A 12,929-nucleotide genomic window follows, 5' to 3' on the forward strand; every position below is an offset into this window, starting at 1 on the left:
CGACACTGATGGAGGAAGTGTCTCCTGATCGTGGTGGTGCGAACACCACCTGTGCGGAGAACCTGTGTCCCAACCGAAGGTGATCCCTTGTTTTCCACTGGTCAGGAATGGTTTCGCTCGGGTCGAGGGAGGCATCGCGACGTCTTGTCCCCGCTTCGGTGGTGATCGGTTGGGGTGGCGGTGTTGGTCCGGTCTGCTTGGTGCATGAGCCCGATGGCGGGATTGCGCAGGGTCGCGATGGCGTGGGGTGCGGTGGCGGTGTGTATGCGGGAGGTGTCCTCGCCGGAGGGCATGTCTCTGGCGTGGTGCGGGGCTTCAACCGGCCAGTGATTCTTGACGAGTTCGGTGGGTTGTGCGGGGCTGGCCGCCGGTGGCCGTGATGTGTTCGGTGTGGGCGTGCTGGGTGTGCGTCGCATCGGCGGTGGTGACGACACCGTGCGGGTCGGTCCGGTGCGGTAGCGGGGCGTGGGCGGGGGTTTCGTTGCTCTTCGCGGTGGTCTGGTGCTGGGCGGTCATGGTCTGGCGGGTGTGGAGTGCGGTGGCGGGCAGGTGGGCGGCTGCGGGGTCGGTGCGGGGTCCGCGTACGGTCTTGCCGTCGGCGGCCGAGCCGGCCGGCGTGTCGCCGGGTTCGTCGGCCGGGTGCGTGGCGTGCCGGGGGAGCCGGGCGCCCACGGCGTCGTCGGGCGCGTCGCCGTTCGGAGGGGCCGGGAGCCGTCCCTGTGTGGATGCGTTCGGCGTGTGGGTGGTCGGTGCGAGTTGTTCGCGCGGGTCGTGGTCGGTGTCGGCGCGGCGAAGCGGGCGGTGGCGGCCAGGGACGTGGCTACGCCGGGGACAGCGAGCAGGCACAGCGCGGGCATCGAGTTCGCAGAGCGCACTCTGGCCTCGGCCGTGATCTACGAACGCGAGCGGGGCAGTTCCTGGTCGGAGATCGCCCAGTACCTGGGAATCGGTCCAGCGGAAGCGCGCGAGCGTTTCGCCACGGACCTGGAAGGCTGGAACACGGCCTTCGACGTTCCCTGCCGCCTCGACGAAACCGGCCGCAAGCGCGTACCGCAGCTGCCCACGGCAGCGTACGACCCCGCCTGGGCCTGCGAGAAGCTCGACCGTTGGGCCTACCTGTCATGGCCGCGCCGGAGGAAGAGTCCCCGCCGGTCACCCCGTAACGGCGTTGACGCCCTTCGGCACGAGGGAAAGGTCAGGCCGCGTGCGATCGACGGGCGGAAGAAGCGTTGCCGATGGGCGACTTGACGGACTCGATGAAGGAGGCGAAGGCGCCGGCGGGGAAGGTGAGGGTCGCTCGGGCCGGGGTCTTGGAGTCGCGGACGGCTATGTGGGTGCGGCGGTCCGCGATCTCGACGCACGCGTCGCCCTGGCCGCCGCCGGAGTAGGACGACTTCTGCCAGGTGTCGGGGGTAGTCACGTTCCTACAGCTCCTTCGCCAGCCTGTGGATGAAGTCACGCGAACGCTCGGGGTCGAGTGACGCCGCTTCTACCCTACGGAAGAGTGTTCGGTAGCGGCTGAGTTGGGCTTCGGCGTCGATGAACACAGGGCCGTTGGGTCCGTCGCGCACCACGGTGTCCAGCTTGGGGACAGGGCCGCCCGCATACACCATCGTGCTTCCGGCTCCGCCGAAGTCGTCCAGGTCGAAGGGGATGACTCGCACGGTGACGTGGTCGGACTCGGAGAGTTCCAGGACTCGGGTGAGCTGAGCCCGTGTCGTGGACCGGTCGCCGACCCTGATACGCAGCGCCGCTTCGTGGATCACGGTCTCGTACGGGATCGGGTCGGGGCGCTCGATGATGACCCTCCGCTTCATACGGTGCTCCACCCAACGCGCCACCTCGTTCACCGGGAACTCCGGGTTGACGTACGAGAAGAGTGCCCGGGCGTAGTCCTCGGTCTGGAGCAGGCCAGGGACGTGCAGGAAGTCCATGTCCCATCGGCAACGGGCGTGGTGCTCCAACTCGGCCAACTCCAGGAAAGGTGTGGGCAGTCGACCTCGATCCTCCTCCCACCAGCCGCGCGTGCGGTCCCTCGCCATGGCCACCAGGGCATCGATCAACTCTCCATCCGTACAGGCGTAATTGGCGGCGAGGTGGCGTAGCCGCTTCTCACTCACGCCGGTGAGGCCGGACTCGATCTGGCTGATCTGAGCGGAGCTCACTCCGAGCAGTGCTGCCGCATCGCGGGCGGCGAGTCCTGCCGCGTCCCGGAGCCTGCGTAGCTCGACCGCCAGGCGCATCTGACGTGCCGTTGGGTCGCGCCTCAACACCATCGCCTGCTCCTCTCAACGCGCCCGTGGGCGCGACTCGTTCGGGGGTCAGGTTACGCGATCGACTTGCGGAACCTAAAAAAGAAGGTCTACCGTCGGTGACGCGACGCACACCCTGCGGAACCCCGGGACCCCCGGAAGCGCACCACCCCGTCCTGCCGCGACGGCTGCGGCATGCCACCGCCCGCCGACCGTAACCCCCCACCACCGAACGGGAGTTGACGCATGCCCGAAACCGAGAAGGACACCAAGACCGAGCCCCGGCCCTGGGAGTACTCCCTCTACATCCCCAACGACCCCCGAGCCGTCACCGTCAGCCGCCGCACCCTCCGCCTGATCCTCACCATCCACGGGCTCATCGGCCTCGTCGACGTCGCCGAACTCCTCGCCTCCGAGCTGGTGTCCAACGCCGTACGGCATACCGAGGGGCCCGCCGCCCTGCGCGTGCGCTGGTCGGCCGGCGTTCTGCGGATCGGGGCGTGGGATGCGGACCCCCGACCGCCGGAGCCGCCACGGGAGTTGGGGCAGCTCATCGAGCCGGAGTCGGAGGACGGGCGTGGGCTGGGGATGGTGGTGGCCTGCGCCGATCTGTGGGGGTGGCAGCCGTTGAGCCGGTTCGGGAACCGCGGCAAGTACGTCTGGTGCGAACTTGCCACCGGTGTCAGCACCTGCGCCTGAGGGTTGCCCCGGGTGGTCGGCCGAGAGCTGAGCGGGACCGGCCGCGCCCGGTACGGCAGCAGGGCCTGGACCGCGCGTCGCGGTTCGGGCCCTGCCTCGTGCGGTGTTGCCCTGCGACGGCGGTGCGTCAGCTCTGCGCGGTGTCGTCGCCCGCCTGCCCGGCACCCTCAGCTGCGCCTGCCTTCTCACGCATCTTCCGCACCAGCTCCGCCTTCTGGTCGGCCGCGACCTGGCGGTCGAGGTTGCGGTGCGGACCGTTGTTCTGCCGTTCGGCGCGGGACAGCTTCTTGCGCTTGCCGCCGCCCATGCCCACAGGGTTGTTGATGTTCTTGCTCACGGTCACGGGCTCTCCCGGTCGGCGTCTGGAAGAAATATGACAAGGACGTTACCCGGTTCCGTCGACCCCGCACACCAACCGAGGGACAGCCTCCAGGTCTCCAGGTGAACTGGCCCGAGAAACTGGACCGAGAAAAGGCCCTCACCCATGCAACCGCACCCCGCAGTGCGGCCAAGGCCCCGCCCCCCTCTTCACATACAGCTTCTTCGCGCGGAACGTCTGTTCCGTCGCCGTCGCGTCCTGGGGCCGCCCCGCACCCCCCAGGCTCTGCCAGGTCTGTGTGTCGAACTGGTACAGGCCCCCGTACGTCCCGGACGGGTCCACCGCGTTGGGCCGCCCCCCGGACTCACAGGCCGCCAGCGACCCCCAGTCGAGATGGTCCGCCCCCTGCACCGACGTCGGCAGCGGTTTCGCGCCCACCCTCACCAGCTGGGCCCGCGGCTCGCGCACCACCTCCGTACGCACCCGGCGCGGCTTCTGCTTGACGCCGTTGACCGCGCGGATGGCGAAGGTGACCCGGCGCAGACCCGGGCGTCCCGCCTGGTCGACGACCTCCGTGCCCTTGAAGAGAGTCGCGTCCTGGGTGCGCCTGACGTCGAAGGGGATCGGCTCCTCGCGTACCTCCTTCGAGCCCGTCACCCGCAGGACCGTCACCGTCTGGCCGTCGCGCGGGAAGCTCCCGGCGGCCACCGAGACGGTGTCCTCGCCGCGGAGCGTGATCCCGGCCGCCGCCACCGCCTCGCCGACCGTCGCCACGTTCGTACGGATCGTGCGGGCCCGCCCGTCCGCCATGATCGTCACCGTCCGCTCGGTGCGGACGTCGATGGTGAGGCCCTGCCTGCCGATCTTCTGGGAGCGCGCGAGCGACAGGTACGCGCCCTCCGCGCGCACCCCGAGCTGCCTGAGTGCCTCGTCCACCGTCCGCGCCGTCGTCCACACCTCACGCCGTTCACCGTCCAGAGTGATCCGTACGGGTCGCCCGTAGTGGACGCGGACCTCGTCGCCGCTGGCCAGCGCGGTGCCCGGTGCGGGGGCGACGACGTCGTGGGCGCCGACCGCGACCCCCTCGTCGGCCAGCAGTTCGGTCACGTCGTCGGCGAAGGTGTGCAGGGTGCGCGGCTTGCCGTCGACGCTCAGTTCGATCGCCTTGTCCTTGGCGACGAAGGCCGTCGTACCGCCCGCCAGGAAGGCCACGACGAGTGCCTGCGGCAGCAGGCGGCGGATGGCGTCGGGGCGCTCGGAACCCTTGCGACGCCTGGCCGCCCGGCGGTCCTGGGCCCTCCCGCCGGCCGGCTGCTGCTGCTGCTGCTGGGGAAGCGTCGGCGGCGGCTCGTAGGCGGGCCGGTACGTGTCCTCGTACGGCACCGTAACCGGTACCGACATCCCGTACGCCACCGTCTCGGCGCTGTGCGGGTCGTACGGCTCATAGGGCTGCGGCGGCTGCGGCCCGCTGACGGTGCTGTACGTCTCGTACGGCGGCGAACTGCTCACGACGACACGCTCCAGGTTCCGGCGACGGGCACCAGAACCTAGCGGAGCGGCCGTCACTCTCCAAAGCGACGCGACTACGTAGCGTCAACGCACGTGCGTGCGTGTCAGTAATCGAAGGCGCGTGCGGTGTTCGTCGCGATGGCCGTCGCCAGGGTGTCCTCGTCGATGCCGCGTACGTCGGCCATCGCCCGCAGGGTGATCGGGATGAGGTAGGGAGCGTTGGGGCGGCCACGGTACGGCGTGGGCGTGAGGAAGGGGGCGTCCGTCTCGACCAGGACCAGCTCCAGGGGCGCCACGGCCAGCGCGTCGCGCAGTGGCTGGGCGTTCTTGAAGGTCATGTTGCCGGCGAAGGACATGAAGTAGCCGTTCGCTGCGCACACCTCGGCCATGTCCGCGTCGCCGGAGTAGCAGTGGAAGACGGTCCGCTCGGGGGCGCCCTCCTCCTTCAGCACCCGCAGGACGTCGGCGTGCGCGTCCCGGTCGTGGATGACCAGCGCCTTGCCGTGCCGCTTGGCGATCTCGATGTGGGCCCGGAAGGACCGCTCCTGGGCTTCCTTGCCCTCGGGCCCGGTACGGAAGTAGTCGAGTCCCGTCTCGCCGACCCCCTTGACCTGCGGGAGGCCTGCCAGCCGGTCGATCTCGGCGAGCGCCTCGTCGAGGGCCGCGTCCCCGCCGGGCACCCGCGCGCCCTGCCTTGACCAGCCGTCCGGATCTCCATGGACGATCCGGGGAGCCTCATTCGGGTGCAGGGCGACGGTCGCGTGGACGCTCTCGTACGTCGCCGCCGTCTCGGCCGCCCACCGGGAGCCCTTGATGTCACAGCCGACCTGGACGACCGTCACCACCCCGACCGCCGCGGCCTTGGCAAGCCCCTCCGCGACGGACCCGGACTGCATATCGAGGTGAGTGTGGGAATCAGCCACCGCCACACGGAGGGGCTCGGGCAGAGGCGGCGCTTCGGACTTGGCAGACATGCCCCGATCCTACGAAAGGGGCATGTCTTCAATTCCAGCGGTGCGGTCGCGCCCCATAGGGGCGCGGGGCTGTATTCGATTTGCGGCTCCGCCGCGTGGGCGCGACCAGCCACGACGGCCCCGCAGCCAAAGAACCGCCCAACCAGCGGAGCTAACTCGCCTTGCGATGGAACGGGTGCAGGAGATCCGAGAAGTGCCAGTGGTGCGGTTCCTTCGGCGCCCCGGGCTCCGCGGAGGCCTCCGCGTCCGAGACCGCAGCCTCAGGAGCAGACCGCTGCCGCTGCACCGACCTCTGCACGGCAGACACCTGCCCCGCCCTCATGATCCGCACCACATGGTTGTCGCAGTTCTGGCAGGTGGGCCGGGTCAGCGGGGACGGCACGACCCGGCCGTCCGCCACGTACATCACCATCTCGGCGCCCTCGCCGTCGATGTGGTGCTCGATCTCGTACGACTGTTCCCAGCCGTGCCCGCAGCGCATGCAGGCGAAGGAATACGACTCGTGAACGACGGCGGTGGCCGTACCGCGGTGGCCGGTGATCTCGCTCATGCCAGCTCCTCTTGTCCGCTGGACACAGGACGGGTGCGTCCCTGTGAACCAGTGGACGCCTCCACCGGCGCGAAGGCATCAGACCTGTCGACTGTTGAAGGCGTTTTGGGTATTCCTTGTGGGAGCAGCCCTGGTCCGAGGCCTGGGCTTTGCATTTCGCCTCACTCTTTTGCCCGGTTATGACACCCGCGGATGCGTATCGCTCTTCACGGCGTTCTTGTCCGCCACCACCGCGTCGAACACCTCCCGCTTGGGCACCCCCACCTCGGCCGCGACCGCCGCGATGGCCTCCTTGCGCCGCTCCCCCGCCTCCTCGCGCACCCGCACCCGCCGTACCAGTTCCTCGGCGCCGACGTCCCCCGCGCCCTTCTCGGGGGCGCCCTCGACGACGACGGTGATCTCACCCCGTACGCCCTCCGTGGCCCACTCCGCCAGCTCGGCCAGCGGACCGCGCTTCACCTCCTCGTACGTCTTCGTCAGTTCGCGGCAGACGGCGGCCCGGCGGTCGGCCCCGAACACCTCCGCCATGGCGGCGAGGGTGTCGTCGAGGCGGTGCGGGGCCTCGAAGTAGACGAGGGTGCGCCGCTCCTCGGCCACCTCCCGCAGCCTCGACAGGCGCTCGCCCGCCTTCCTCGGCAGGAAGCCCTCGAAGCAGAAACGGTCGACGGGCAGCCCGGAGAGCGCGAGCGCGGTCAGGACGGCGGACGGGCCGGGTACGGCCGTCACCTTGATGTCCTTCTCCACGGCGGCGGCGACCAGCCGGTACCCGGGGTCCGACACCGACGGCATGCCCGCGTCCGTCACCAGCAGCACCCGCGAGCCGCCCAGCAGCGCCTCGACCAGTTCGGGGGTGCGCGCGGCCTCGTTGCCCTCGAAGTACGACACCACCCGCCCCTTGGGCTGCACCCCGAGCGCCTGGGTGAGCCGGCGCAGCCGCCTGGTGTCCTCGGCCGCGATGACGTCGGCGCCGGACAGTTCCGTCGCGAGCCGGGGCGGCGCGTCCGTGATGTCGCCGATGGGTGTGCCCGCCAAAACCAGTGTTCCTGTCACGTTTCCATCCTCGCAGGGCCCCAAGGACCCCTTACACGGGACGCACACAGCGCTGTTCCCTACGATGGCGCGGTGACCAGTACCGCGCCCTCCACGGACACCCGGCATAGCGCACCCTCGCCAGAGCAGCGGCCGTCGTGGCAACAGCGGCTGCGCCGCTACGGATACACGGCGAAGCCGAGAAGCGATGTCCGGGACCGGCTGGTGCCGCCGTACACCGAGCCGAGCCCCCGTCTGTGGGCGACCCTCGGGGTGCCGCCGGCCCTCACCGACCGGATCAACCGCTGGTCGGGCTGGGGCGGCCCGCTGCTGGTGACGCTGCTCGCGGGCCTGCTGCGCTTCTGGGACCTGGGCAATCCGAAGCGGGTGATGTTCGACGAGACGTACTACGCGAAGGACGCGTGGGGTCTCATCCACCGCGGCTTCGAGGTCAACTGGGACAAGAACGTCAACGACCTGATCCTGAAGTCCGACGGGAACGTCCCGATCCCGTCCGACCCGGCCTATGTCGTGCATCCGCCCGTCGGCAAGTACGTCATCGGGCTCGGCGAATGGATGTTCGGGTTCAATCCGTTCGGCTGGCGCTTCATGACGGCGCTGCTGGGCACGCTGTCGGTCCTGATCCTGTGCCGGATCGGCCGCCGCCTGTTCCGCTCGACCTTCCTGGGCTGCCTGGCGGGCGCGCTGATGGCCGTGGACGGCCTCGCCTTCGTGATGAGCCGCACCTCGCTCCTCGACGGCGTGCTCCAGTTCTTCGTCCTCGCCGCCTTCGGCTGCCTGATCATCGACCGCGACAAGGCCCGCGAACGGCTCGCGGCGGCCCTTCCACCGGACGCGGACGGTGTCGTACGACCGGACGCGCACGTCGCCGAGACGACCCGCTTCGGCTTCCGCCCCTGGCGCTGGACGGCGGGCCTGATGCTGGGCCTGGCCATCGGCACGAAGTGGAACGGCCTGTACATCCTGGCCGCGTTCTGTGTGATGGCGGTGCTGTGGGACGCCGGCTCCCGCAAGGTCGCCGGCGCCCGCCACCCGTACTCGGCGGTCCTCAAGCGCGACCTGGGCTGGGCGTTCCTGGCGACGGTCCCGGTGGCGATCTTCACGTACGTCCTGTCCTGGACGGCCTGGATCCTCTCCCCGTCCAACGGCACCGGCGGCTACTACCGCAACTGGGCCGCCACCGAGGGCAAGGGCGGCAGCTGGACCTGGCTGTTCCCGGACTGGTGGCGCAGCCTCTGGCACTACGAGCACGCGGTGTACGAGTTCCACGTCGGCCTGCACTCCCCGCACAACTACCAGTCCAACCCGTGGAGTTGGCTGGTCCTGGGCCGCCCGGTCTCGTTCTTCTACGAGTCCCCCGCACCCGGCAAGGACGGCTGCCCCACGGACGCGGGCGAGCAGTGCGCCCGCGAGGTCCTGGCCCTCGGCACCCCCCTGCTGTGGTGGGCGGCCTGCTTCGCGGTGCTGTACGTCCTGTGGCGCTGGCTGTTCCGGCGCGACTGGCGGGCGGGCGCGATCGCCTGCGGCATCGCGGCGGGCTATCTCCCCTGGTTCATGTACCAGGAGCGCACGATCTTCTTCTTCTACGCCATCGTCTTCCTGCCCTTCCTCTGCCTGGCCGTGGCGATGATGATCGGCGCGATCGTCGGCCCACCGGGGTCGAGCGAACGCCGCCGGGTCGCGGGGGCGGCGGGCGCGGGCGTGCTGGTGCTGCTGATCGCGTGGAACTTCATCTACTTCTGGCCGCTGTACACGGGGACGGCGATCCCCATCGACAGCTGGCGGTCGCGGATGTGGCTGGACACCTGGGTCTAGTACTCCAGCGGTAGACCGTGATCATGCTGGAATTGCGGCCTGACGCCAGTAGTGACCGGCTTGGTGTTCTGGACGCGCTGGGCTACGTGCGCGATGAACAGGGGTGCGATCTCGTTGCAGGTGAGGGGGATCAGAAGGTCCGGGGCGGGATGTTGAAGATGTTCGTCTGCGCGGATCACGGACAGAAAGGCGTGGGCGAGCATGGCGAGGGTGACCCAGCGGGACCAGGACGTATGGCGGCGGACCTGGTGCTCGTCCAGTCCTGCCAAACCTTTGGTGGACTGGAAGGTCTCTTCGACCCGCCATCTGGATCCCGCGACGCGAACCAGAGGCGTCAGCGGTACGCGCCGTGGAGAGTAGCAGCGGTAGTAGGCGAGTTCGCCGGCGGTGCGGTTGCGGCGGATCATCAGGTGGCGGTGGCCGGGCCCGGGGTCGGGCAGGTCGATAAGGGCCCAGTAGTAGAAGCGTTACCCCTTGGCCCCGGCTCCGGCGGACAGCTTCTGCCATGCCAGCTTGGGAATCTTCTTCACGAGGGTGTCTGCGTGGAACTTGCCCGCTCTGGTGGCCACTTCGTGGATCCGGGCGACCGCGAGGACGTAGCCGGTGGTGCGTTGTTCCAGGGCTGTGCGCAGTTTCGGGTTGCCGCCGTAGACCTCGTCGCCAGCGACCCAGGGAGCCTGGTGTTCGGCGTCGAGGAACCGTGCGAACATCCGGGTGGCCAGTTCCGGTTTGGTCGCGAAGGTGGTGTCGGGGTCGAGTCCGGCCGCCTGGCAGCGGTCGGGCTGATCGGTCCACGAGCGGGGGACGTACAGTTCCCGGTCCACGGCGGCATGGCCGCGCTGACCTGCGTAGACCAGGTAGACGGCGACCTGGGAGTTCTCGCTGCGGTGCCGGTGTACTGGCGCTGGACGCCGACGGTTCGGCTGCCCTTCTTCAGATCGCCGGTCTCGTCGACGACGAGGACCGCCTGGTCGTCGTGCAGATGCTCGGCCTCGTAGTCGCGCAGGTCGTCGCGTGACACCGTCGGCGTCCCATTTGGCGCGGTTCAGCAGGTGCTGCATCCCGTCCGGCGTTGCGTCACCGGCCCATTCGGCGATGGTCCAGCAGTTCTTGTGTGTCAGATCCGAGAGCAGTCCCAGGACCAACCGCGGTATCCGGCGCCGGGGTTCGACACGGGTAAACCGGCCCGCGATCCTGGCCATCAGGGCCTCGAAAGCCTTCCTGCCAGCGGGCAGGGTCTACGCTGTGATTCGCGGCCACGGCTTGGTTGTTTGTCTTCACACACCGATGATCAGCGGTGGCCGCACCCCTGCCCACACCGGCCCACCGGCAAAAACTAGATCTTGATCCAGTAGCGCTGCACGGAGCCGTGATCGGTATCCCGGACGTCTTCAAAAACGCCGCCGTAATGCTCGATTGTCTTCACCGAGGCGAGGTTGTCGACTTCGCAGACGATCAGCACCCGGTCCAGGCCGAGCGCCCGTGCCTCGTCGAGCGCCTGGCCCAGCGCCCAAGTGGCCAGCCCACGCCGACGTGAAGACGGCCGGATCCCGTAGCCGATGTGACCAAACTGCGCCACATAATCGTTGGGCCCGTGCCGCAGCGCGATCCCGCCGTGCACTCGGTCGCCCTCGACGATCCATCGGTACGTACAACCCCGGCCGGTCTCTACTGCTTTCGGATCTGACTCGTCAGCCAGCAGCGCGACCCAGGCCGCGAACCCGGACGGCGAGTCGACCTCGTCAGATGGCCGCAGCCCGAATCCGTCCTCGTGGAGGCCGGGACCCCACTCTGCACGCGCCTCGAGCCAGGCGGAGTGCAGGCGGGTGGCCGGGGCCATCAGTTCAGGCATGCGGCCACGATAACGATCCAGACGATCACGATCTACGGCTGGAGTACTAGCCGGGCTGACGTACCAAGAGGGCGCGAAAGTCTACCGAGCTCTCTTGGCCGTTAGCGGTTGTCGCTAGTGCTCTGACCGCATAGGTGCGCCGGGTTGGTGGTCGTGGCGGTTGGATGTGCGGTGACGTCCGATCCGACTGCTGGAGGCGCGGTGGCCGAGCCTGTCCGTGTGTGCAGACTGACCGACCAGGAGGGGCAGAAGCTGCAGCAGATCGTGCGCCGGGGCAGCACGAGCTCGGTGCGCTACCGGCGCGCGATGATGCTGCTGGCCTCGGCCGGCGGAAACCGGGTTCCGGTGATTGCCCAGCTTGTGCAGGCCGATGAGGACACCGTGCGGGATGTGATCCACCGGTTCAACGAGATCGGCCTGGCCTGTCTGGACCCTCGGTGGGCGGGAGGCCGTCCCCGCCGACTCAGCCCTGACGAGGAGGACTTCGTCATCCAGACGGCCACCACCCGCCCGACCAAGCTGGGCCAGCCCTTCACCCGCTGGTCCCTGCGCAAGCTCGTCGCCTACCTGCGGAAATTCCACGGCCGGATGATCCTCATCGGCCGCGAGGCGTTACGCGGCCTGCTCGCCCGCCGCGGCATCACCTTCCAGCGCACCAAGACGTGGAAGGAATCTCCCGACCCGGACCGGGAGGCGAAGCTGGACCGGATCGAGGAGGTCCTTGACCGCTTCCCGGACCGGGTCTTCGCCTTCGACGAGTTCGGACCCCTCGGCATCCGGCCCATCGCTGGCTCGGGGTGGGCCGCACGGAACCATCCCGACCGACTGCCGGCCACCTACCACCGCACCCATGGGGTGCGCTACTTTCACGGCTGCTACTCGGTCGGCGACGACACCCTCTGGGGTGTCAACCGCCGCAAGAAAGGGGCCGCGAACACGCTGGCCGCGCTGAAATCGATCCGCGCCGCCCGGCCCGACGGCGCCCCGATCTACGTGATCCTGGACAACCTGTCCGCCCACAAAGGCGCCGACATCCGCCGCTGGGCCAGGAAACACAAGGTCGAGCTGTGTTTCACCCCGACCTACGCCTCGTGGGCGAACCCGATCGAAGCGCACTTCGGACCACTGCGGCAGTTCACCATCACCAACTCCAACCACACCGTCCAGACCCGGGCCCTGCACGCGTACCTACGCTGGCGCAACGCCAACGCCCGTCACCGCGACGTCCTGGCCGCCGAACGTAAGGAACGCGCCCGCATCCGCAGCGAGAAGGGCATCCGGTGGGGCGGACGCCCCCTCGCCGCCGCGGCCTGAAGAACTCGGCGACCTATGCGCTCGCAGCACTAGCCAGTCGAGCTGACCAAAGTCTCGAAGCCCGAGCTGTCGCAGTAAGACACTGCACGACCCTCAGCCCCGATGTCGCCGCCGACCGCATTGACGGTGTCATCGAGGATGCGGTTGCCACCATGTTCAAGGCCTTCCCGGTCAAGCCTTTTCGAGGCGTCGATGACCGCCTGCCCTGCTGATTCGGCGTTGTCGAACTCGGGCGACTGGACATTCTGCCCGTCACTGGCGTCGGCGTCTGCAACGCTCGCTGTCGTGGCGCGCTTGGCGTCCTGCCAGGACCCCAGCTTGGTGCAGTACTGCCGCTGCCACTCTTTGGCCTGCGCTGGATCGTCTGACGAGCAACTGCTTATCAGGACAGCGGCAACGACAACGGCCGCTGCTCGCCTGACTGCTCGTGTACTCGTACCGCGATGCTGCATGGACACGCCCTCCCCGAAGCTGCCGACACTGAGTATGGATCACGAGGGTGTCACCTTGCGCTGATCTACACGCATCAACAGCGCCAGCTCGGCGAGGAGTAGGTGCATGCTCAACCCGGCGCACCTATGCGGTCAGAGCACTA

Annotated in this window: 15 protein-coding genes and 1 pseudogene; 3 read left to right on the forward strand and 13 right to left on the reverse strand. The window is 68.9% G+C overall.

Annotated features, from left to right (window positions below):
* Positions 1 to 315 precede the first annotated feature (315 nt).
* From ACWDR4_RS19295 to ACWDR4_RS19305, 3 genes are all read right to left on the reverse strand, one after another.
* Complete coding sequence (locus ACWDR4_RS19295) at positions 316 to 846, reverse strand: hypothetical protein (RefSeq protein ID WP_450409932.1); 531 nt, start codon at positions 844 to 846, stop codon at positions 316 to 318.
* Between the two features lie 349 nt (positions 847 to 1,195).
* Positions 1,196 to 1,420: a DUF397 domain-containing protein gene (locus ACWDR4_RS19300; protein ID WP_450409934.1), complete on the reverse strand. Its 225-nt coding sequence runs from the start codon at positions 1,418 to 1,420 to the stop codon at positions 1,196 to 1,198.
* Between the two features lie 4 nt (positions 1,421 to 1,424).
* Positions 1,425 to 2,276, reverse strand: coding sequence for a DUF5753 domain-containing protein (locus ACWDR4_RS19305; protein WP_450409936.1), 852 nt, complete (start codon positions 2,274 to 2,276; stop codon positions 1,425 to 1,427).
* A gap of 222 nt (positions 2,277 to 2,498) precedes the next feature.
* Here ACWDR4_RS19305 and ACWDR4_RS19310 point away from each other — a divergent pair, with 222 nt between their 5' ends.
* Positions 2,499 to 2,951 carry an ATP-binding protein gene (locus ACWDR4_RS19310; protein ID WP_450409938.1) on the forward strand — a complete coding sequence of 151 codons (453 nt, stop codon included), beginning with the start codon at positions 2,499 to 2,501 and terminating at the stop codon, positions 2,949 to 2,951.
* Positions 2,952 to 3,078: 127 nt separating this feature from the next.
* Here the strand turns inward: ACWDR4_RS19310 and ACWDR4_RS19315 are convergent, their stop codons facing one another.
* The 5 genes from ACWDR4_RS19315 to rsmI form a co-directional block, all read right to left on the reverse strand.
* Positions 3,079 to 3,294, reverse strand: coding sequence for a DUF6243 family protein (locus ACWDR4_RS19315; RefSeq protein ID WP_450409939.1), 216 nt, complete (start codon positions 3,292 to 3,294; stop codon positions 3,079 to 3,081).
* 135 nt (positions 3,295 to 3,429) lie between these two features.
* The gene (locus ACWDR4_RS19320) at positions 3,430 to 4,779 is read right to left on the reverse strand and encodes a ubiquitin-like domain-containing protein (protein ID WP_450409941.1); all 1,350 of its coding nucleotides are present in this window, start codon (positions 4,777 to 4,779) and stop codon (positions 3,430 to 3,432) included.
* A 104-nt stretch (positions 4,780 to 4,883) separates the two neighbouring features.
* Positions 4,884 to 5,753, reverse strand: coding sequence for a TatD family hydrolase (locus ACWDR4_RS19325; protein ID WP_450409943.1), 870 nt, complete (start codon positions 5,751 to 5,753; stop codon positions 4,884 to 4,886).
* 151 nt (positions 5,754 to 5,904) lie between these two features.
* Positions 5,905 to 6,303, reverse strand: coding sequence for a hypothetical protein (locus tag ACWDR4_RS19330; RefSeq protein ID WP_450409944.1), 399 nt, complete (start codon positions 6,301 to 6,303; stop codon positions 5,905 to 5,907).
* A 177-nt stretch (positions 6,304 to 6,480) separates the two neighbouring features.
* The gene (gene rsmI / locus ACWDR4_RS19335) at positions 6,481 to 7,353 is read right to left on the reverse strand and encodes a 16S rRNA (cytidine(1402)-2'-O)-methyltransferase (RefSeq protein ID WP_450409946.1); all 873 of its coding nucleotides are present in this window, start codon (positions 7,351 to 7,353) and stop codon (positions 6,481 to 6,483) included.
* A gap of 72 nt (positions 7,354 to 7,425) precedes the next feature.
* On the opposite strand from rsmI, the gene ACWDR4_RS19340 reads away from it, so the two are divergent.
* Positions 7,426 to 9,168, forward strand: coding sequence for a dolichyl-phosphate-mannose--protein mannosyltransferase (locus ACWDR4_RS19340; RefSeq protein WP_450409947.1), 1,743 nt, complete (start codon positions 7,426 to 7,428; stop codon positions 9,166 to 9,168).
* Here ACWDR4_RS19340 and ACWDR4_RS19345 read toward each other — a convergent pair.
* The 4 genes and pseudogenes from ACWDR4_RS19345 to ACWDR4_RS19360 form a co-directional block, all read right to left on the reverse strand.
* A complete protein-coding gene (locus ACWDR4_RS19345) occupies positions 9,165 to 9,575 on the reverse strand; it encodes a hypothetical protein (protein ID WP_450409949.1) in 411 nt (136 codons plus the stop codon). The two genes, ACWDR4_RS19340 and ACWDR4_RS19345, sit on opposite strands and share 4 nt — an antisense overlap.
* 60 nt (positions 9,576 to 9,635) lie before the next feature.
* A complete protein-coding gene (locus tag ACWDR4_RS19350) occupies positions 9,636 to 9,992 on the reverse strand; it encodes a transposase (RefSeq protein ID WP_450410025.1) in 357 nt (118 codons plus the stop codon).
* Between the two features lie 53 nt (positions 9,993 to 10,045).
* Positions 10,046 to 10,189, reverse strand: a pseudogene (locus tag ACWDR4_RS19355) (transposase); the annotation flags it as partial.
* A 315-nt stretch (positions 10,190 to 10,504) separates the two neighbouring features.
* Positions 10,505 to 11,020 (reverse strand): GNAT family N-acetyltransferase, encoded by a 516-nt coding sequence (locus ACWDR4_RS19360; protein WP_450409950.1) that lies wholly within the window; start codon positions 11,018 to 11,020, stop codon positions 10,505 to 10,507.
* Between the two features lie 201 nt (positions 11,021 to 11,221).
* On the opposite strand from ACWDR4_RS19360, the gene ACWDR4_RS19365 reads away from it, so the two are divergent.
* Entirely contained in the window at positions 11,222 to 12,334 is a 1,113-nt protein-coding gene (locus ACWDR4_RS19365) for an IS630 family transposase (protein ID WP_450409951.1), read from the forward strand.
* 29 nt (positions 12,335 to 12,363) lie between these two features.
* Here the strand turns inward: ACWDR4_RS19365 and ACWDR4_RS19370 are convergent, their stop codons facing one another.
* Complete coding sequence (locus tag ACWDR4_RS19370) at positions 12,364 to 12,792, reverse strand: hypothetical protein (RefSeq protein ID WP_450409953.1); 429 nt, start codon at positions 12,790 to 12,792, stop codon at positions 12,364 to 12,366.
* Positions 12,793 to 12,929 lie beyond the last annotated feature (137 nt).

This window comes from Streptomyces sp. NPDC000878, from assembly GCF_053599695.1.